Origin of the sequence: Kitasatospora cinereorecta (assembly GCF_024172095.1) — a bacterium.
In the GTDB taxonomy this organism is placed as follows: domain Bacteria; phylum Actinomycetota; class Actinomycetes; order Streptomycetales; family Streptomycetaceae; genus Kitasatospora; species Kitasatospora cinereorecta.
The window spans coordinates 1,201,918-1,220,211 of sequence record NZ_JAMZDX010000003.1 but is presented as its reverse complement, the minus strand read 5'-3'; the positions used below and the strand labels follow the sequence as shown (position 1 = coordinate 1,220,211).

At 75.2% G+C, this 18,294-nt stretch carries 15 protein-coding genes and 1 riboswitch; of the genes, 11 read left to right on the top strand and 4 right to left on the bottom strand.

From position 1 onward, the window contains the following. The first annotated feature begins 36 nt into the window (after positions 1 to 36). Entirely contained in the window at positions 37 to 189 is a 153-nt protein-coding gene (locus FHR36_RS18935) for a hypothetical protein (RefSeq protein WP_253798777.1), read from the top strand. 306 nt (positions 190 to 495) lie between these two features. Here the strand turns inward: FHR36_RS18935 and FHR36_RS18930 are convergent, their stop codons facing one another. Further along, positions 496 to 1,575 (bottom strand): Zn-dependent alcohol dehydrogenase, encoded by a 1,080-nt coding sequence (locus tag FHR36_RS18930; protein WP_253798774.1) that lies wholly within the window; start codon positions 1,573 to 1,575, stop codon positions 496 to 498. Positions 1,576 to 1,731: 156 nt separating this feature from the next. Between FHR36_RS18930 and FHR36_RS18925 the strand changes: the two genes are divergently transcribed. From FHR36_RS18925 to FHR36_RS18905, 5 genes are all read left to right on the top strand, one after another. Next, the gene (locus FHR36_RS18925; protein ID WP_253798771.1) at positions 1,732 to 3,174 is read left to right on the top strand and encodes a M48 family metallopeptidase; all 1,443 of its coding nucleotides are present in this window, start codon (positions 1,732 to 1,734) and stop codon (positions 3,172 to 3,174) included. 123 nt (positions 3,175 to 3,297) lie between these two features. Continuing rightward, the gene (locus FHR36_RS18920; protein ID WP_253798768.1) at positions 3,298 to 3,960 is read left to right on the top strand and encodes a class I SAM-dependent methyltransferase; all 663 of its coding nucleotides are present in this window, start codon (positions 3,298 to 3,300) and stop codon (positions 3,958 to 3,960) included. A 1,297-nt stretch (positions 3,961 to 5,257) separates the two neighbouring features. Continuing rightward, a complete protein-coding gene (locus tag FHR36_RS18915) occupies positions 5,258 to 6,265 on the top strand; it encodes a hypothetical protein (RefSeq protein ID WP_253798766.1) in 1,008 nt (335 codons plus the stop codon). Between the two features lie 7 nt (positions 6,266 to 6,272). Next, positions 6,273 to 7,292 carry an N-acetylmuramoyl-L-alanine amidase gene (locus tag FHR36_RS18910; protein ID WP_253798764.1) on the top strand — a complete coding sequence of 340 codons (1,020 nt, stop codon included), beginning with the start codon at positions 6,273 to 6,275 and terminating at the stop codon, positions 7,290 to 7,292. A gap of 161 nt (positions 7,293 to 7,453) precedes the next feature. Continuing rightward, positions 7,454 to 8,482 (top strand): hypothetical protein, encoded by a 1,029-nt coding sequence (locus tag FHR36_RS18905; RefSeq protein WP_253798762.1) that lies wholly within the window; start codon positions 7,454 to 7,456, stop codon positions 8,480 to 8,482. Positions 8,483 to 8,674: 192 nt separating this feature from the next. Here FHR36_RS18905 and FHR36_RS18900 read toward each other — a convergent pair whose 3' ends face one another. The 3 genes from FHR36_RS18900 to FHR36_RS18890 all read right to left on the bottom strand — a co-directional run bounded on the left by FHR36_RS18900 (position 8,675) and on the right by FHR36_RS18890 (position 12,083). After that, positions 8,675 to 9,760: a prenyltransferase gene (locus FHR36_RS18900; protein ID WP_253798761.1), complete on the bottom strand. Its 1,086-nt coding sequence runs from the start codon at positions 9,758 to 9,760 to the stop codon at positions 8,675 to 8,677. Continuing rightward, entirely contained in the window at positions 9,757 to 10,488 is a 732-nt protein-coding gene (locus tag FHR36_RS18895) for a class I SAM-dependent methyltransferase (RefSeq protein WP_253798759.1), read from the bottom strand. Before FHR36_RS18895 ends, FHR36_RS18900 begins: the two co-directional genes overlap by 4 nt. Positions 10,489 to 10,763: 275 nt before the next feature. Further along, positions 10,764 to 12,083 carry a glycosyltransferase family 4 protein gene (locus tag FHR36_RS18890; RefSeq protein ID WP_253798756.1) on the bottom strand — a complete coding sequence of 440 codons (1,320 nt, stop codon included), beginning with the start codon at positions 12,081 to 12,083 and terminating at the stop codon, positions 10,764 to 10,766. 220 nt (positions 12,084 to 12,303) lie between these two features. On the opposite strand from FHR36_RS18890, the gene FHR36_RS18885 reads away from it, so the two are divergent. The 5 genes from FHR36_RS18885 to FHR36_RS18865 all read left to right on the top strand — a co-directional run bounded on the left by FHR36_RS18885 (position 12,304) and on the right by FHR36_RS18865 (position 18,210). Beyond that, on the top strand, positions 12,304 to 12,897 hold the full coding sequence (locus FHR36_RS18885; protein ID WP_253798753.1) for a TetR family transcriptional regulator: 594 nt from the start codon (positions 12,304 to 12,306) through the stop codon (positions 12,895 to 12,897). A gap of 72 nt (positions 12,898 to 12,969) precedes the next feature. Next, a riboswitch (cobalamin riboswitch) is annotated at positions 12,970 to 13,087 on the top strand. 67 nt (positions 13,088 to 13,154) lie between these two features. Further along, the gene (locus FHR36_RS18880) at positions 13,155 to 14,684 is read left to right on the top strand and encodes an SCO2321 family membrane protein (RefSeq protein WP_253798750.1); all 1,530 of its coding nucleotides are present in this window, start codon (positions 13,155 to 13,157) and stop codon (positions 14,682 to 14,684) included. Next, positions 14,681 to 15,409: an SCO2322 family protein gene (locus FHR36_RS18875; protein WP_407660838.1), complete on the top strand. Its 729-nt coding sequence runs from the start codon at positions 14,681 to 14,683 to the stop codon at positions 15,407 to 15,409. The genes FHR36_RS18880 and FHR36_RS18875 overlap by 4 nt, the downstream gene beginning before the upstream one ends. Positions 15,410 to 15,529: 120 nt before the next feature. After that, positions 15,530 to 16,603 (top strand): energy-coupling factor transporter transmembrane protein EcfT, encoded by a 1,074-nt coding sequence (locus FHR36_RS18870; RefSeq protein ID WP_253799426.1) that lies wholly within the window; start codon positions 15,530 to 15,532, stop codon positions 16,601 to 16,603. Further along, positions 16,600 to 18,210 carry an ABC transporter ATP-binding protein gene (locus tag FHR36_RS18865; RefSeq protein WP_253798747.1) on the top strand — a complete coding sequence of 537 codons (1,611 nt, stop codon included), beginning with the start codon at positions 16,600 to 16,602 and terminating at the stop codon, positions 18,208 to 18,210. The genes FHR36_RS18870 and FHR36_RS18865 overlap by 4 nt, the downstream gene beginning before the upstream one ends. The last annotated feature ends 84 nt before the right edge of the window (positions 18,211 to 18,294 follow it).

The window sequence follows — 18,294 nt, the reverse complement described above, 5'->3', positions numbered from 1 at the left end:
CAGTACCCGAACCTCGCACGGAGAAGACAGAACGAGATGGCCGACACCCTCAACGACACCACCGAGCACGACCACGCCGCGCCCGGCGCCGACGAGGCCGCCGAGGGCACCGGGCACGGTCGGCACCGGGGTGTGACCGCTGCCGACGACAGTGCCGAAGGCGACCCGCACGGCCGCCACCGCCGCTGAGCGAAGGCGGAGCACAGCTGACCGCGGCCACCGGAGGGCGTTCGTCGCCCGACGGTGGCCGCGCCGCTTTCGGCGGTCGGATTTCAGCGGTCCGCTGTCGGCTGCAGGCCGTTGGCTTTCGACTATCAGCTTTCGGCGGTCGACTTTCAGCGGTCGACTTTCGGCAGTCGACTCTCAGCGGCCGGATATCAGCTGTCGGATATCAGCCGTCAGCAGTCGGCCGACGACAACCCGCGAACAGCCATCAGCGGCCGACCAACAGGCAGCAGCAATCAGCCATCAGCAAGCAAATGACAGCTGACAAAATCACCCAAGTGTCAGCACAGTCCGCAACGCCTCACCACTCCGCATCTGCGCGATCGCCTCGTTGACCCCCTCCAGCGGCAGCCGGTGCGTGATCATCGAGTCGAGGTCCAGCCGGCCCGCCCGCCAGAGGTCGATCACCCGCCCAGAGGTCCGCCGCACATCGCCACCGCCGTAGAACGACGGCAGGACCCGCTTCTCGTTGAAGAAAAGCTCCGCCATGCTGAACGACACCTGGTCGTCCTTGGCGCCGGCACCGATCACCACCACCGCACCACCCCGCCGCGCCGCGTCGTACGCGGCGCGCACGGTCGCCGAGCGGCCGACCGCCTCGAAGACGTAGTCGAAGCCGCCGCCGTCCAGTCCCCGGCTGGTGGCCTTGAGTTCCTCGGGTGCGACGGCGTCGGTGGCGCCGAAGGCGAGGGAGCGTTCCCGCCGGGAGGCGACCGGGTCGACGACGGTGATCCGCGCGGCGCCGCAGATCCGCGCGCCCTGGACGGCCGCGATGCCGACGCCGCCGGCCCCGATCACCGCGACCGACGAACCCGGCTGCACCTGTGCGGTGTTGACCGCGGCGCCCACACCGGTCGTCACACCGCAGCCGATCAGCGCGGCCACCTCGTACGGCATGTCGGCCGGCACGGGGATGACGCTGTCGGCGGCGACCACGACCTCCTCGGCGAAGGTGCCGGTGCTGTAGAAGCCGAAGGCGTCGGTCGCCGCGCCGAGCCGGAAGCTCGGGGTGGACAGCCGGCGGAGGCTCGCGACGCACAGGTGGGACTGGCCGTGGCGGCAGTGCCCGCACACGCCGCAGGGCGGCATCCAGCAGAGCACCACCCGGTCGCCCTCGGCGACGGAGGTCACACCCTCGCCGACCGCGACCACGTCGCCCGCACCCTCGTGTCCGGGGACGAAGGGGGCGGGCTGCGGCATGATGCCGGCCATCGCCGAGAGGTCGGAGTGGCAGAGGCTGGTCGCCCGCAGCCGGACCCTGACCTTGCCCGGTCCGAAGCCGACGGCCTCGACGTCGTCACGGACCTCCAGCTTGTCCTGGCCGGTCTCGTGCAGGATCGCTGCGCGCATGAGGCTGCTCCCGAGCGGTTCTAGAACGCGTTCTACTACCGGACCGTCCATGTATAGCGCATCCCGCTCCCGCCGAGAACCCGGCCTCGTACCGCGCCCTCGATGTTCGGGCACCCGCTGTCGCTCGCCGGACGGCCGATGGCAGGATGCGCGCCCATGACGTCCACCGCCGACCCGGCGAGCCCTGCCCCGACCTGCGCACCGACCGCACCGACCGCACCGTCAGCCGGGCCACAGCCACCCGCACCGCGGCCGCCCACACCACAGCCGCCCACACCACAGCCGGCCACACCACCGGCGACCTCCCGCTGCCCCGACTGCGACGCCCCGATCGTCGCCGACCCCCGCTTCCGCGCCTGGTGCCCGGCCTGCGAATGGAACCTGACCGATCCGCAGCGCACCCCGGAGGCCCGCTCCGCCGGTGCCCGACGCCGGGCCGCCCGCCGGGCCCGCAGGACCGAGTCCCGCGAACGCGCCGTACGGGTCCGTACCGAGCACGTGTACGCGATGGCGGTCGAGGGCAAGCCGTCGCACCGCGACGCCTCCTGGCTGGGCGCCGTCGTTCTGGCCGGACTGGTCCACCTGACCACGGCCGCCGTACTGGTCGGCTCGGTGGCCGGGCTCCTGAGCGGCAGTTGGCCCCTGCGGGCGATCGGCGTGATCGGACTGGTGGTCTCCGTCCTGCTGCGTCCGCGCCTTGGCCGTCTGCACCTCAAGCACACCGCCGCCCTCACCCGCACCGAGTCACCGGCGCTGTACGCGCTCGCCGACCGGGTGGCGGACGCGGTGGGTGCCCGGCCCGTCGACACGATCCAGCTGGACGAATCGTTCAACGCCGGCTTCGGCAGGGCGGGACTGCGGCGTCGCAGCAGGCTCGTCCTCGGCCTGCCGCTCTGGTACGGGCTGACCGACCGGCAGCGGGTCGCCCTGCTCGCCCACGAGTTCGGGCACGACGTCAACCACGACCAGCGGCGCGGCATCTGGCTGCGGTCCGCGCTGGTGGCGCTGGAGGAGTGGTGCGAACTGACGCGCCCGCACGCGGCGGACCGACTGCACCGCCACATGGTGGGCGTGGAGGCGATCGCCCGGATCCTCCTGCGGACGGTCAACCTGATCGCGTACGCGCTACTCACCGCACTCGACGTTCTCACCACCCGTACGGGACAGCTCGCCGAGTACCGGGCCGACCTGATCGCAGCCCGGGTCGCCTCCCCCGCCGATGCGTCCGCGCTGCTGGAGGTCCTGCTGCTGGACCGGACCGTGGCGACGGTCGCCGGCCGTCGGCGCGCGATTCCGCCGGCCCGTCACGGACGCGGGAACGGCCGCCACCCGATCCCCACCGGCACCTTCTGGGACGAGCTCGCGGAGCAGCTCGCCTCGGTGCCGCAGGGAGAGTGCGAGCGCCTGCTGCGCCTCTCGGAACGGCAGCAGGGTTCGGTCGACCTCTCGCACCCGCCGACGCACCTGCGGATCCGACTGCTCGCAGGACGTCCCGCCGGCGAGCCGGCCGTCCGGGTCGACACCGCGCAGCGGGCAGCGATCGACGCGGAACTGGCGCCGCACCGGGAGCGTATCGCCAGGTCGATGGGGGTGGGCTGACCGCCGGGGTGGCGCCGCGGGCCGGAGCTACCATCCAGTAGGGTCCGACCCACGCGCAGCCGCCCGCGCCTGCACGCACCCGCGCCGCACCCGCACCCGCACCGCCAGCAGGGAGTACCGCAGATGACCGACCTCCGTGAGACGGCCGCCGCCACCGTCCCGGCGCCCGAGGTGCTCGCCTCGTTCGAGGGTGCGACCGGCTTCATGCCGGTGGACGAGGGACTGGCCCTGTACGCGGCCGCCGTCGACGCCGCCGAGCGGACCGGGCTGCCCCTCCTGGAGATCGGCACCTACTGCGGGCGCTCGGCGATCCTGCTCGCCGACGCCGCCCGGCGGACCGGGACGGTGGCGCTGACGGTCGACCACCACCGCGGTTCCGAGGAGCAGCAGCCGGGCTGGGAGTACCACGACCCGACGCTGGTCGACCCCGAGGTCGGGCTGATGGACACCCTGCCGACCTTCCGCCGCACGCTGCACGCGGCGGGCCTGGAGGACCACGTGATCGCGCTAATCGGCCGGTCGCCTCAGGTCGCGGCGGTGTGGGGCGGACAGCTGGCGCTGGTGTTCATCGACGGCGGCCACACCGACGAGCACGCCACCGGCGACTACGAGGGCTGGGTTCCGCACCTCGCCACGGACGGCGTGCTGGTGATCCACGACGTCTTCCCGGACCCCGCCGACGGCGGCCAGGCCCCGTACCGGGTTCACCAGCGGGCCCTCGCCGAGGGCTTCGAGGAGGTCTCGGTGACCGGTTCGCTGCGGGTTCTGCGCCGAATCGGCGGCTGATCACGCGGGCCGCCCAAGCCTCCTGCGGGCACGATCACCCATGCTCTAACGTCGTCCCACACGGCGGCACCCTCCGGTACCGCCGTGGATCGGCATGCCCGCGCCCGGTACGGTGTCGGCGGCAGCCGAACAGCTGAGCACACCGATTCGGCTCGCACGGGCACGGATCGACACTCTGCGGGGGCGAGGGCAGGGAATGACGGAACAGGACAACACGGCCCCGGCGGTCTGGGATCCGACCGCCCGGGGCGGCGCGGGCGGCTGGGTGCGGCGCGCACCGGATGCGACCGGTGCTGCGCAGCCCCCGGCCCCCGCGGCCGGCGCGTCCTTCCCCGTACCACCCGCACAACCCGCGCCACCCGCGCCACCTGGTGCACCTGGTGCACCGGCCCCGCCCGGTACGGGCGGCGCCTCCCCGTTCCCGCAACCGCCGGGCACGGCCTCGCCCTTTACGGCCCCCGGTACGCCGGGTGGTCCCGCCGCTCCGGGTGCACCGGCACCCCCGGGCGGGTCGTTCCCTGCGGACGGCGCTCCGACCGCTCCGAATGCCCCTGGCGCGCCCAGGGCCTCGAAGTGGCCCAGCAGCAGTCGGACGGCGCCGGCCGGTACCCCGCAGACAGAGGGCGCACCGGCGCCCACAGGCGGGTTCCCGGCTCCTGGTACCGCAGGCGGTCCCGCCACGCCGGCGGGCCCGTTCGCGCCGTCCGGGCAGGTCGCCCCGGCACCTGGCACCTTCGCGCCGCCGACCGCACCGGGCGGACCCGCGCCGGCCAGCCCCTTCCCCGCCCCGGGCGGCCCCGCCCAGCCCGGCGCCGCCAGCCCGTTCCCGCCCGGCGCCCAGCCGACCGCCCCGGCTCAGCCGGGCGGCCCCGGCGCCTTCCCGGCCCCCGTACAGACCGCGCAGCCCGGACCGCCCGCGCAGCCGTATGCCCCCGGACACCCGGGTTCACCGGCTTCGGCGACTCCCTTCCCGCCTGCGACTCCCTTCCCGCCTGCGACGCCCACTCCGCCCGGAGGCTCGACGGACACGGCGAACCCGGTCGCACCGGCCAACCCGTTCCCGGCACCCGCCGGCCCGTTCGCCGCTCACAGCGCAGCCGGCGCACCCGGCGCGGCCGCCACCACCGGACCGACGAGCCCCGCCACCTCCCAGCCCACCCTGGTCGGCCCGTTCACCGAACAGCCGTCGCAGCAGGCCGCGCAGCAGCCACCGCACCAGCAGCAGTACCGGCACTCCCCGCCGCCTTCACCGTTCGCCCCCGCCGACCCGGCAAACCGGGCCGACCCGAACGCCTTCGTGCCCCACGCCGCCCCCGCCGCCCCGCCGTTCGGACCTCCGAGCTCCACCCCCACCCCGCCCCCGGGCCCCGGCCTCTTCCCGGACGCTCCCCCCTTCGGCCCAGGCCCAGGCCCGGGCCCAGGCGGCCAAGGCCCCGTTCCCCACCACGGCCCCAACTTCGGCCCCGGCCCCGGCCCCGCCCCCGGCGCGCCCGCCGGCGGCTTCGCCGGCCAGGCGTACCAGCCGCAGCCGCGCCCCCAGTACGACTACGACTCCGACCTCGCCGACCCGTACGGCGACGAGGAGAAGCCCCGCCGCAACCGGATGCCGCTGCTGGTCGCGGCCGGCGTGGTGCTCGCGCTGCTGATCGGTGTGGGTGTGGTGTTCGCGGTGCGCAATTCCAGTGGCTCGCCCTCCTCGGACCAGGCAAAGCCGGCAACGCCCGCCGCCCCGCAGCAGTCGGCGCCCGCCGCGGGCGCGGGCGGTGGGGCGAGCGACCCGGCGGCGGCGCCGAGCGCGTCGGCGTCGGCGTCGGCGGCCGGCAGCTCCGGTGCGGCCGGTCCGAACGCCGCGCCGCAGGCGAAGGCGCTGGACGACCTGCTGACCCGCGGGGAGAACGCCAAGGCGCCGATCGGCAGTGCGGTGGCGAAGGTGCGCAGCTGCCCGGCGAAGGCGGAGATCGACAGCGCGGCCGAGGTGTTCGACACCGGGGCCAAGCAGCGCGACCAGTTGATCTCCGACCTGGCTTCCCTCCAGGTGGGCGACGTCCCGGGCGGGGCGGACGCGGTGGCGATGCTGCGGACGGCGTGGCAGCAGTCCGGCGACATCGACCGCGCGTACGCGGCGTGGGCGCGGACGGTGAGCAGCCAGGGTTGTTCCGGTTCGACGGCGCCGACCACCCCCGACCTCACCCGTGCCAACGACCTCAACCCGAAGGCCACGCAGTCGAAGAAGGACTTCGTGGAAAAGTGGAAGCCGATCGCCGGTGCCTACAACCTGGCACCTCGCACCTGGGACAGGATCTGAATCACCCGTGACGCCCCGCACCGCTGACGCCCAGTCCGACGACCCGTTCACCGAACCTCCGCGCCGCTCCCGCGGCTTCCGTGTCGCCGTGTCGTCAGGCGCGGTGCTGTCCGTGTGCCTGGTCGGGTGGCTGGGCTGGCAGGCGCTGGCGAACAGCGGCTCCGGTTCGGCCGGGACGGCGGCGCCGCGGGTGTCGGCGGCGTACGGGGAGGGTGATCTGGTCGACTCCCTCGGGCTCGGCGGTGGTGCGGGCGGCGCTAGTGGCTCGCCGGGGGCGTCCGCTGGTGTGTCCGCGCCCCCTTCCGGCTCCGCGCAGCCGTCCGCGGGCGGCGGTTCGGCGGCGGGGGGTGCGCGCCCGCTGACCGGGCGGACGGTCCTGCTCGACCCGGGGCACAACAGCGGGAACGTCCGCCACACCTCGGACATCGCCCGCCAGGTGGACATCGGCAACAGCCGCAAGGAGTGCGACACCACCGGCACCTCGACCAACGACGGGTACTCGGAATCGGACTTCACCCTGGACGTGGTGCACCGGGCGCGGCAGATCCTGCAGGACCGCGGGGCGACCGTGGTGCTCACCCAGGACGGCGACCGGGCGTGGGGGCCGTGCATCGACGAGCGGGCCAGGATCGGCAACGAGGCGAAGGCGGACGCGGCGGTGTCGGTGCACGGGGACGGCGCGCCGGGTTCGGCCAGCGGTTTCCACGTGATCATGCCCGCCAAGGTGGTCGCTGGCAAGGCGGACACCTCCGCGATAGTCGACCCGTCGCACAAGCTGGGCGTGACGCTGCGGGACGGCTTCAAGGCGGCGACCGGCGAGCCGTTCGCGGACTACATCGGCCAGCAGGGCCTGGACACCCGGAGCGATCTGGGCGGGCTGAACCTGTCGCGGGTCCCGAAGGTGTTCATCGAGTGCGGCAACATGCGAAACTCGGGCGATGCCCAGCGGATGACGGATCCTCAGTGGCGGCAGCGGGCGGCACAGGGAATCGCCGACTCCCTGACCGCTTTTCTGACGACCGGCTGAACGACACGTATGACCATCAGTCGAACGACAGGCCGATCATCACTTTACGATCATCTGACGGTCAGGCCGCGATGCTCGTATTCGGAGGGCGCTGTGCACTCCGCAGGGCCTTGGCCCTAGGCTTTTGCCCCGACCACGACACACCAACGAGGGGAACGTCAGTGAACTTGCGCGCTCTCACCAGGGGAGACGCCGCCGTCGCCGGGGCGGCAGTGCTGCTCCTCGTCGCCTCCTTCCTGCCGTACCAGTCCGTCGATGCCGGCATCGTCAGCGTCTCGACGAGCGCCTGGGCGACCGGTCTCTTCCCGGTGCTGCCCTCGGTCTTCCTCCTCGGCCTGATCGCGGCCGGGCTCATCCTGGTCCAGCGGCTCCAGGGCGAAGCAGTGGCCAACCGCCAGGTGCTCGGCCTGCGGCTGGACCAGTGGGGCACCGCGCTCGCCGTTGCCGCCCTCTGGACCTCGGTCTGGTCGCTGGCCGGCGGCCCGGACGTCTCCGGCTACAGCCACGGCTTCGGCGCCTGGCTCGCCGTCCTCGCGCTGCTGGTGCTCACCGGTGCCGCGGCGGCCGGTCCCCTGGTGCCCGCCCTGCAGGCGCCGCTGCTGACCGACAAGCCCGCCACCCCGCAGCAGCAGGGCTACGCGCCGTACACCGGCGTCCCGGGCGCCCAGCCGGGCCAGCCCGACCAGTACGGACAGCCCGGCCAGCCGGGTCAGCCCGACCAGTACGGTCAGCAGGGCCAGCCGGGCCAGTACGGCTACCCGGGCGCCCAGGCGGGCCACGTCGACCCCGCCCAGGCCCACGCGCAGCAGGCGCAGCCCCACGCCCAGCAGGGCCAGCCGCAGGCCCCGTACGGCGCGCAGCAGCCGCCGGCCGCCGGCTACGGCTACCCGGCGGCGGCCGCCGCCCAGCCGCAGGACCACAACCCGCTGGCGACCCCCGCACCGGCGCCCGTGCCGACCCCCGCACCGGCCCCGGCCGCTCCGGCTGCCCCGTTCGCCCCGTTCTGGTTCGCCGTCCCGGCCGTGCGCCAGCTGACGCCGAAGGAGAACCCGGCCGGTGCGCCGGTCGGCGAGCTGGTCCCGGGTACCTGGTACCTGGCCGTCGAGCAGGTCGGCGCCGCTCTGGTGGCCCAGCTGCCGGACGGCAGCCACGGCCTGCTGGCCGACACCTCGGGCATCCAGCGCGGCTGACCCCGCCACAGCAGCACCCCGGAACACCTCCGGACGCGCGAAGGGCGCGGAGCTTCGTGCTCCGCGCCCTTCCCGTTTCTCCTTCGGCCCACGTCCAGCCCACGTCCAGCCCGCGCCGACACACGTGCCCAGCCCGCGCCGGCACGGGGCAGGACACGGGACCAGCCCGCGTCCGGCCCGCGCCAACGGCTGTCAGCAGCAGTCGTTGACCACCAGCCCGGCGGGCAGCTGCTCCCCGCCGAACACCGCCACCGTCGCGTGGTCGCCGCCCAGGGCGGCGACGGCGAGCAGCAGTGCGCCGGCCGTCCAGGTGGTGCGCTCCTCCGGCCAGATGGCGTCGTCCTCGAAGACGTAGCCGGTCCAGTAGGAGCCGTCCTCGTGGCGCAGGTGCTGGATCCAGCGCAGGATCTGCACCGCACGGTCGGACTGGCCCACCGCCCACAGGGCCAGCGCCAGTTCGGCGCTCTCCCCGCCGGTGACCCAGGGCCGGTCGCTGACGCAGCGCACGCCGAGGCCGGGCACCACGAAGCGGTCCCAGTCGCGGTCGATCCGCCGGGCCGCCGCCTCGCCGCGCAGCGCGGTGCCGAGCACGGGGTAGTACCAGTCCATCGAGTAGCGGTCCTTGTCGAGGAACCGCTCGGGGTGGTGGGCGACGGCGTGCCGCAGCCGGCCGGCGGCGAGTTCCCAGTCGGGCTGGGGCTCCTCGAGGTAGTCGGCGATGGCGAGGCCGCAGCGCAGCGCGTGCAGGACGGAGGAGGAGCCGGTGAGCAGGGCCTCGTTCGGCGCGGTGCCGTCCTCGTCCTGGCGCCAGGCGATCGGGCCGTCGGGCAGGCGCAGGCCGACGGTGAAGTCCAGGGCACGCCGGACCACCGGCCAGATCCACTCCAGGAACGCGTCGTCGCCGGTGGACAGGTGGTGGTGCCAGACGCCGACCGCGATGTACGCGCAGAAGTTGGTCTCCTTCGACGCGTTGGTGACCTCTCCATCCGTACCGTCGGCACCGCCCTGACCGTAGCCGTAGGCGGCGTACCAGGAGCCGTCGGCGTTCTGGCGGGCGGCGAGCCAGCGGTAGGCGGCCTCGGCGGCGGCGTGTTCGCCGGCGGTGTCGAGGGCCATCGCGGCCTCGGTGTGGTCCCAGGGGTCGAGGTGCCCGCCGCGGAACCACGGGATGGCTCCGTCGGGCTGCTGGTCGGCGAGGATCGAGCGGACGGTGGCGGCGGCCTGGGCGGCGTCGAGGACGCCGTCCAGCAGCAGCGCCTCCGGGACGGCGGCCGTCACTCGCCGGTCCGCGGCTTGGAGGCGTACACCACGAAGGACTTGCCGATGACCGGGTTGAGGGCCTTCTCGGCGGCCTTGGTGATCTTGCTGATCACCGGGGTGCCGACGATGTCCCAGACCAGCAGCTGGTGGTAGGCCTTGACCGGCAGCGCCTTGTCGTTGTTGACGCCGACCGCGCACTTGATCCACCAGTACGGCGAGTGCAGGGCGTGGGCGTGGTGGGTGCCGTACGGCTCCAGGCCGGCGCCGCGGACCTTCTCCACCAGCTCGTCGCCGCGGTAGATCCGGATATGGCCGCCCTCGACCTCGTGGTACTCGTCGGAGAGCGCCCAGCAGATCTTCTCCGGGAGGTAGCGGGGGACGGTCACCGCGAGCAGCCCGCCGGGCTTGAGCACGCGGACCATCTCGGCGAGCACACCCTTGTCGTCCGGGATGTGCTCCATCACCTCGGAGATGATGATCTTGTCGAAGGTGTCGTCGTCGAACGGCAGGTTGAGCGCGTCGCCCTCCATCGCCACCGCGCTGGCGCCCGCCGGGGCCTCACCGGCCTGCTCCATGGCGGCGAACCACTTGCGGACCTCGGCGATCTCGTCGGCGTTCTGGTCGAGCGCGACCACGTTGGCGCCGCGCCGGTAGCACTCGAAGGCGTGCCGGCCGCCTCCGCAGCCCAGGTCGAGCACCCGGTCGCCTGGAGCGAGCGGGAAGCGGGAGAAATCGACGGTCAGCACTGCGGGGCTCCCATTCGTTGGTGCTGCGGTCCTGCGGAGGGTGGTCCTGCGGGGTGGTCCGCCACCGGGCCGGTCCGCCGGTGGTCGGTCGGCGGTCCGTCCGACGGTACGTCCGGAGCGTTCCGGCGGTCCGTCCGACGGTACGTCCGAAGCGTTCCGGCGGTCCGTCCGGAACGGTCCTGCGGTCTGTCCGAAGCGCTCCGGCGGTCGTCCGGAGCGTTCCGGCGGAGCCGGCCCGCGGCGGGTGGTCGGCCCGCCCCGGGGTGGACGGAGCGTCAGGCGACGTAGCGCCAGCCCGGTCCGGAGCGGGCGCGCCGCCCGGCGCCGGTGGCGATGGCGTCCCGGTAGCGGTCGGCGGTCAGTTCGGCGGCGCGCTGCCAGGTGAAGTTGGCCAGCACCCGCTCGCGTCCGGCGGCGCCGAGGCGGGCGCGCAGCTCGGGGTCGTCCAGCAGCCGGCCGAGCGCCCCGGCCAGCGCGCCGGCGTCGGCGGTGGGTACCGCGAGGCAGGTCTCGCCGTCGGGTCCGGCGACCTCCGGGATGGCGCCGCCGGTGGTGGCGACCAGCGGGGTGCCGGTGGCCATCGCCTCGGCGGCGGGCAGCGAGAAGCCCTCGTACAGGGAGGGGACGCAGGCCACTTCGGCGGAGCGGTAGAGGTCGACCAGTTCGGCGTCGGTGAGGCCGGTGCGGAACTCGATGTGCTGCTCCAGCCCGAAGCGGCGGACGGCCTCGGTGACCGGGCCGTCCTCGCGCTGCGGCTTGCCGACCACCACCAGGTGGGCGTCGCGCTCGGTGCGGACCTTGGCGAGCGCCTCCACCAGGTACACCAGGCCCTTGAGCGGGACGTCGGCGCTGGAGGTGGTGACGATCCGGCCCGGCACCACCGGGACGGTGTCGTCGGGCGACCACAGCCGGGTGTCGGCGCCGATCGGGACGACCGAGATCGCGCCCGCGGCGACGCCCAGCTGCTCGGCGATCTCGGCCTTGGAGGTGCCGGAGACGGTCAGGATGTGTTCGAGGCGCCGGGCGACCCGCTTCTGCATCCGGGTGAAGGCGTACCAGCGGCGCTTGCCGAGCCGCTCCAGCCAGGTGCCGGCGGCCGCCAGCTCCAGGCGGCGGTCCACGGTGATCGGGTGGTGCACGGTGGTGACCAGCGGGAAGCCGTGGCGCTCCAGGCCGAGCAGGCCGTAGCCGAGGGTCTGGTTGTCGTGCACGACGTCGTAGCGGCCCTTGTGCCGGGCCAGGTACTGGCGGGCGCGCAGCGAGAAGGTGAGCGGCTCGGGGAAGCCGCCGGTGCGCATGGTGGCGTACTCCAGCACGTCCACCACGCCGCGGTACTCGGCGGCGGCGGGGGTGCGGAAGGGATCGTCGGCGCGGTACAGGTCGAGGCTGGGCAGCTCCACCAGCCGGACCGATCCGGGGCCCTCGACCTCGTCCAGCACGGGGTACGGCTGCGCGCCGATCACGTCCACGTGGTGGCCGAGGCGGGCCAGCTCGCGGGAGAGGTGGCGGACGTAGACGCCCTGCCCGCCGCAGAACGGGTCGCCCCGGTAGGACAGCAGGGCGATCCGCAGTGACGGCAGCGACTGCGCGGTCATCCTGGGCCCCTTATCCCTACTCACCGGGACCGGCACGGCCGGTAAAGTAGATCACGTTTCACGGGTGGTGCTGGGCTCGTCGTCGTCTGCGGAGTGAACAACGAGAGTCCTCGAAGATTACCGGGCCGTAGCTTCCCGTTCTGAGCCAGGGCAGGTGATTCACGCCACGTGGGACCCCGCGTGAGACCACTTCGTCCGAACACCGCACCTGGGGGCCGCCTTGACCTCGACCACCGCGCCCGAGGGGCAGCTCACCCCGCGTCAGGCCGAACGGCGCCGCCGGATCCTGCGGGCCTCCACCACGCTGGCCGCCCGGGGCGGGTACGAGGCGGTGCAGATGCGGGAGGTGGCCGAGGACGCCGGGGTGGCGCTGGGCACGCTGTACCGCTACTTCCCGTCCAAGGTGCACCTGCTGGTCGCGGTGATGCGCGTGCAGTTGCTCCAGCTGCAGGAACAGGTCCGTCGGCACCCGCCGACCGGTGAGGAGCCGGCGGCGCGGGTGGCGGAGGCGCTGACCAACGCCTTCCACGCGCTGCAGCGCGAGCCGCGGCTGGCCGAGGCGATGGTGCGGGCCCTGTCCTTCGCGGACCGCTCGGTCGGCAGTGAGGTGGACGAGGTCTCCGGGCTGACCTCGGCGATCGTCCTGGAGGCCGCCCGGCTGAGCGGCCCGCCGACCGCCGACCAGCAGGCCGCGCTGCGGGTGATCGGGCACACCTGGCACTCCACACTGCTGGCGTGGCTGTGCGGGCGGACCTCGCTCCAGGAGGTCCGCGCCGACCTGCACACCGCCGCCCGCCTGCTCACCCCGGGCTGAGGCGCCGTCGCGCCTGCAACGGGTTCCAGTTCCGTGGTGCGCCGGCCCGCCGGATAGAGTTCACGGTCGCGACAACTTCATCCGCCCTCCGCTCCGGGGGAAGCCGGTGCGAATCCGGCGCTGACCCGCAACCGTGAGCTGCCCCCCGGGGCGGCGCAGTCGGACTGCCCGGCGGAGGGCGAGCGGCCATCCCGTCGTGGTCTACGGGCGGCCCGGGCACCCGGGCCGCTGCAACCGCTCACCGAAAGGCATCCCACGTGATCACCCCTGCCCGCCTGGGCGCCGCCGCCCTGGCCGGACTGCTGCTCGCCGGCACCGCCACGGCCCCCGCGCTGGCCGACTCGGCCTCCCCCACCGCCCCGGCCTCGCCGTCCACCGCCGGTACCTCCACCGCCCCCGCCGCCTCGGCGAGCCCCGCGCCGGCCGGGCTGCCCGCCGGCCTGTACGGCAAGGGCGACCCGTCCTTCGACGGCGTCTGGCGGCAGTCGCTGGCGCTGACCGCGCTGGTGCAGAACGAGGTCACCCCGGCCGACTCGGCGGTCGCCTGGCTGGTCGGCCAGCAGTGCGCCGACGGCGGCTGGCCCTCGTACCGCGCCGACACCGCCACCGCCTGCGACCCGAAGACCGAGGACTCCAACGCCACCGCGCTGGCCGTCCAGGCGCTGGCCGCCCTCGGCGGCCACCGGGAGCAGACCGCCAAGGCCGTCGAGTGGCTGAAGGCCAACCAGAACGCCGACGGCAGCTGGTCCTACAACCCGGGCACGCCGGGCGACGCCGACTCCACCGCGCTGGCCGTCTCCGCGCTGCTCGCCGCCGGCACCGACCCGTCCGGCGTCACCAAGGAGGGCAGGAGCGGCTACGACGGGCTGGGCACCTTCCAGCTCGGCTGCGCGGCCCCGGCCGAGCAGCGTGGCGCCTTCGCCTTCCAGCCCGCCCCCGGCGGCGCCCTCACCGCCAACACCCTCGCCTCGGCGCAGGCCGCGCTGGCCGCCGCCGGCGGGCTGCTGCCGGTCACCACCACCAACCGGCTGAACGACGCACCCAAGGCGCTGCCCTGCGCCGACGGCGCGGCCGGCCAGCCGGTGCCGCACGCGGCGTCCGCCGAGGCGGTGTCCGCGTGGCTGACCGCCCAGCTCACCGCGGGCGGGCAGCACCTGCTGCTGGACACCCCGGGCGCCACCCCCGGCCCCGACTTCAACGCCACCTCCTGGGCGGTGCTCAGCCTGATCCAGGCCGGCCACCCCAAGGAGGCCGCCAGCGCCGCCGACTGGCTGGCCGGCAACGGCTACGCCTGGGCCGCCCAGGGCAAGAACGGCACCGACCCGGCCGCCACCGCCAGCCTGCTGCTGGTGGCCCGCGCCGCCAAGCTCGACCCGTACAACTTCGGCGGCACCAACCTGGTGCAGCTGCTGATCGACGCCGGGCCCAAGCCGGCCAAGGTGCCGGCTGCGGCCGCCGCCAAGGCCGCCAGTGAGCCGGACGCCACCAAGGCCCCCGGTTCCGGCATCACCGAGCCCGACGAGAACGGCGGCTTCTCGGCCGGCTGGATGATCGGTGTCGGCCTGCTGGTCGGCGTCGGCGGCGGCCTGCTGCTCAGCCTGAACCGCCGCCGCACCGCCCGCGCCGCGACCGCCCCGGCGGCCACCACCGCTACCTCTGACAGCACCGCCACCTCGGGCACCGCCGCCGACGACGCGGTCGCCGCGGGCACCACCGCCGACGACGCAGCCGCCCAGGACGCGGTTGCCGCGGCCACCGTCACCGACGAGGGCGACGGCACCAAGTGACCGGCCCGTCCGCCGACCCGTCCGCCGGACCCGCGCCGCAGGCCCGGACCGCCCCGCTGCGGCGGGGTCCGGGCCGCGCGGCAGCGGCCCTGTGCACCCTCGCGCTGGTCGCCCTGACCGCCCTCACGCTGACGACCCTCGCGCTCGCCACCCCGGCGCACGCGACCGGCTACCGCTACTGGTCGTTCTGGAAGTGGTCCGGCTCGGCGTGGGCGTACCAGCAGCAGGGGCCGGCCGGCTACGTACCGCCGGACGGGTCGGTGGACGGCTGGCGGTTCGCCCTCAGCCCGGACGGCGGGCAGGACGCCGCCCGTCCCACCGCCACCGGCGACTTCGCCGCCGCCTGCGCGAACACCCCGGCCGAGGCCGGCCGCAAGCGGGTCGCCGTGGTCCTCGACTTCGGCACCGCGGCCGACGCCGGCAACGGCGCCCAGCCGCCCGCGCCGCGGACCGCCTGCGCGGCCGTCCCGGCCGGGGCCACCTCGGGCGAGGTACTGGCCGCCGTCGCGCCGCCGCTGCGCTACGACGGCAACGGCATGCTGTGCGCCATCGCCGGCTATCCGCGCGCCGGGTGCGGCGAGGCGGTGGCCGCCGACTCCGGCCCGGCCGCCGCCCCCGCCGCGGCGGGCGGCGGGGGCGGCCCGTCGCTCGGCCTGCTGGCCGGCGGCGCGGTGGTCGCGCTGCTCGCCGCCGGCGCCGTGTGGCAGGTCCGGCGCAGACGCTGACCCGACGCCGGAGCTGACCCGGCGCCCGGCCGAACCCGGACCGTCCCCACCGACCAGGAAGCCCCCGTGACCGCACCCACCCGCACCGGCACCACCCGCCCGAGCGGCCCGCCCGCCCGGGTGGTGCCGCGGCGTCTGCACCCGGGCGCGTGGTGGCTGTGGGCGCTCGGTCTGGCGGCGGCCGCCTCGCGGACCACCAACCCGCTGCTCCTGCTGCTCCTGGCGGCGGTCGCCGGCTACGTGGTGGCGGCCCGGCGGGACGACGCGCCGTGGGCGCGGTCGTACGGGGCGTTCCTGCGGATCGGGCTGGTGGTGCTGGCCCTGCGGCTGGTGTTCGCGGTGCTGCTCGGCTCGCCGGTCGGCGGGACGCACGTGCTGGTGTCGCTGCCGCAACTGCCGCTGCCCGGCTGGGCGCAGGGGGTGCGGCTCGGCGGCCCGGTCGCGCTGGAGGGTGTGCTGTTCGCGGTGTACGAGGGGTTGAAGCTGGCGGTACTGCTGGCGTGCGTCGGCGCGGCCAACGCGCTGGCCTCCCCCGCCCGGCTGCTGCGCTCCCTGCCGGGCGCGCTGTACGAGGTGGGGGTCGCCGCGGTGGTGGCGCTGACCTTCGCGCCGAACCTGGTCGCCGACGTGCAGCGGCTGCGCGCCGCACGCCGGCTGCGCGGCCGGGACGACCGCGGTGTGCGGGCCCTGCTGAGTGTCGGACTGCCGGTGCTGGAGGGCGCGTTGGAGCGTTCGGTGGGGTTGGCGGCGGCGATGGACAGCCGCGGTTTCGGCCGGACCGCGCCGGTGCCGCGCCGGGTCCTGCGCACCGCCGGGGCGCTGACCCTGCTGGGCCTGCTGTCGGTGGCCACCGCGACATACGGGCTGCTCGCGCCGGACGGCCACGGCTGGGCGGCGGTGCTGCTGCCCGTCGGGCTGGCGGCGGCGGCCGGCGGGCTGCTGCTGGGCGGCCGCCGTTCGGTCCGCACCCGCTACCGGCCCGACCCGTGGGCGCTGCCGGAGTGGGCGACCGCGGGCGCGGGGCTGGCGGTGGCGGCGCTGACGGTCTGGTTCGCCGGGCGCTTCCCGGAGGCGTTCGCCCCCTCCGTGGTGCCGCTGGCGGCGCCGCGCCTGCCCCTGCTGCCCGCCGCGGCGGTCCTGCTTGGCCTGCTGCCGGCCTTCGTCACCCCTCGACCGTCCGGGAGCAGCCGGTGATCACTTTCGACCAGGTCGGCGTCCGGTACGCCGACGCCGACCGACCGGTCCTGCGGGGCGTCGACCTGACCGTCCCCGAGGGCGAGTTGTGCCTGCTGGTCGGCCCGTCCGGGTCGGGCAAGTCCACCCTGCTGGGGACGGTCGGCGGGCTGGTCCCGCACTTCACCGGCGGCACCCTGTCCGGCCGGGTGACCGTGGACGGGCGCGACACCCGCACCCACCGCCCGCGCGAACTCGCCGACCTGGTCGGCACGGTGGGCCAGGACCCGGCCGCGCACTTCGTCACCGACACGGTGGAGGACGAACTCGCCTACGGGATGGAGTCCCTGGGCCTGGCCCCGGCGGTGATGCGGCGCCGGGTGGAGGAGACCCTCGACCTGTTGGGCCTGGCCGAACTGCGCGGCCGGGCGCTGTCCTCGCTCTCCGGCGGGCAGCGGCAGCGGGTGGCGATCGGCTCGGTGCTCACCGTCCACCCGAAGGTGCTGGTGCTGGACGAGCCGACCTCGGCGCTCGACCCGGGCGCGGCCGAGGAGGTGCTGGCCGTGCTGCAGCGGCTGGTGCACGACCTGGGGACCACGGTGCTGATGTCCGAGCACCGGCTGGAGCGGGTGGTGCAGTACGCGGACCGGGTGCTGCTGCTGCCCGGCGACGGCACCCCGCCCGAACTGGGCGACCCGGCCGCGCTGATGGCCCGCTCCCCGGTGCGTCCGCCGGTGGTGGAGCTCGGACTGCTGGCGGGCTGGTCGCCGCTGCCGCTCACCGTCCGCGACGCACGCCGGGCCGCCGGTCCGCTGCGCGAGCGCCTGGCGGACCGTACACCGCGCCGCCCGGCGAGCACCTCGCTGGACGGGACGCCCGGCGAGGTGCTCGCCGAGGTCTCGCGGCTGGCGGTCACCCGCGGACCGGTCGCCGCGCTGCGCGGGGTCGACCTGCGGCTGCGGGCCGGCGAGGTCACCGCGCTGATGGGCCGCAACGGCGCGGGCAAGTCGACCCTGCTGGGCAGCCTGGTCGGTCTGCACCGGCCGGCCGCGGGCAGCGTCCGGGTGGGCGGCCTGGTCCCGCACCGGACCAGGCCCAAGGAGCTGATCCGCCGGATCGGACTGGTCCCGCAGGACCCGCGCGACCTGCTGTACGGCGAGACCGTCGCCGCCGAGTGCGCCGCCGCGGACCGGGACGCCGGTGCGGCGCCGGGCAGTTGCCGTGCACTGGTGGCCCGGCTGCTGCCGGGCGTCGGCGACGAGGTCCATCCGCGCGACCTGTCCGAGGGGCAGCGGCTCGTCCTGGCGCTGGCGGTGGTGCTGACGGCCGCGCCGCCGGTGATCCTGCTGGACGAGCCGACCCGGGGCCTGGACTACGCGGCGAAGGCGCGGCTGGTCGAGGTGGTGCGCGCGCTGGCCGCGGACGGCCACGCGATCCTGCTCGCCACCCACGACGTCGAGCTCGCCGCCGAACTCGCCCACCGCACCGCCGTGCTGGCCGACGGCGAGATCGTCGCCGACGGGCCGACGCCGGAGACCGTGCTCGCCTCCCCCACCTTCGCGCCCCAGGTCGCCAAGGTGCTCGCCCCCTTCCTGACCGTCCCGCAGGTCGCCGAGGCGCTGTCGTGACGCACCCGGACTCCGCGCTCACCACCCCGACCGCCGACCGGAGTGCCGACCGCACCGCCGACCCGGACGCCGACCGCGGCCGGG

Coding starts and splice junctions, on each gene's coding strand:
- FHR36_RS18890 (WP_253798756.1), bottom strand. CDS start 12,083: ATGACCGCGCAGTCGCTGCCGTCACTGCGGATCGCCCTGCTGTCCTAC.
- FHR36_RS18935 (WP_253798777.1), top strand. CDS start 37: ATGGCCGACACCCTCAACGACACCACCGAGCACGACCACGCCGCGCCC.
- FHR36_RS18925 (WP_253798771.1), top strand. CDS start 1,732: ATGACGTCCACCGCCGACCCGGCGAGCCCTGCCCCGACCTGCGCACCG.
- FHR36_RS18930 (WP_253798774.1), bottom strand. CDS start 1,575: ATGCGCGCAGCGATCCTGCACGAGACCGGCCAGGACAAGCTGGAGGTC.
- FHR36_RS18920 (WP_253798768.1), top strand. CDS start 3,298: ATGACCGACCTCCGTGAGACGGCCGCCGCCACCGTCCCGGCGCCCGAG.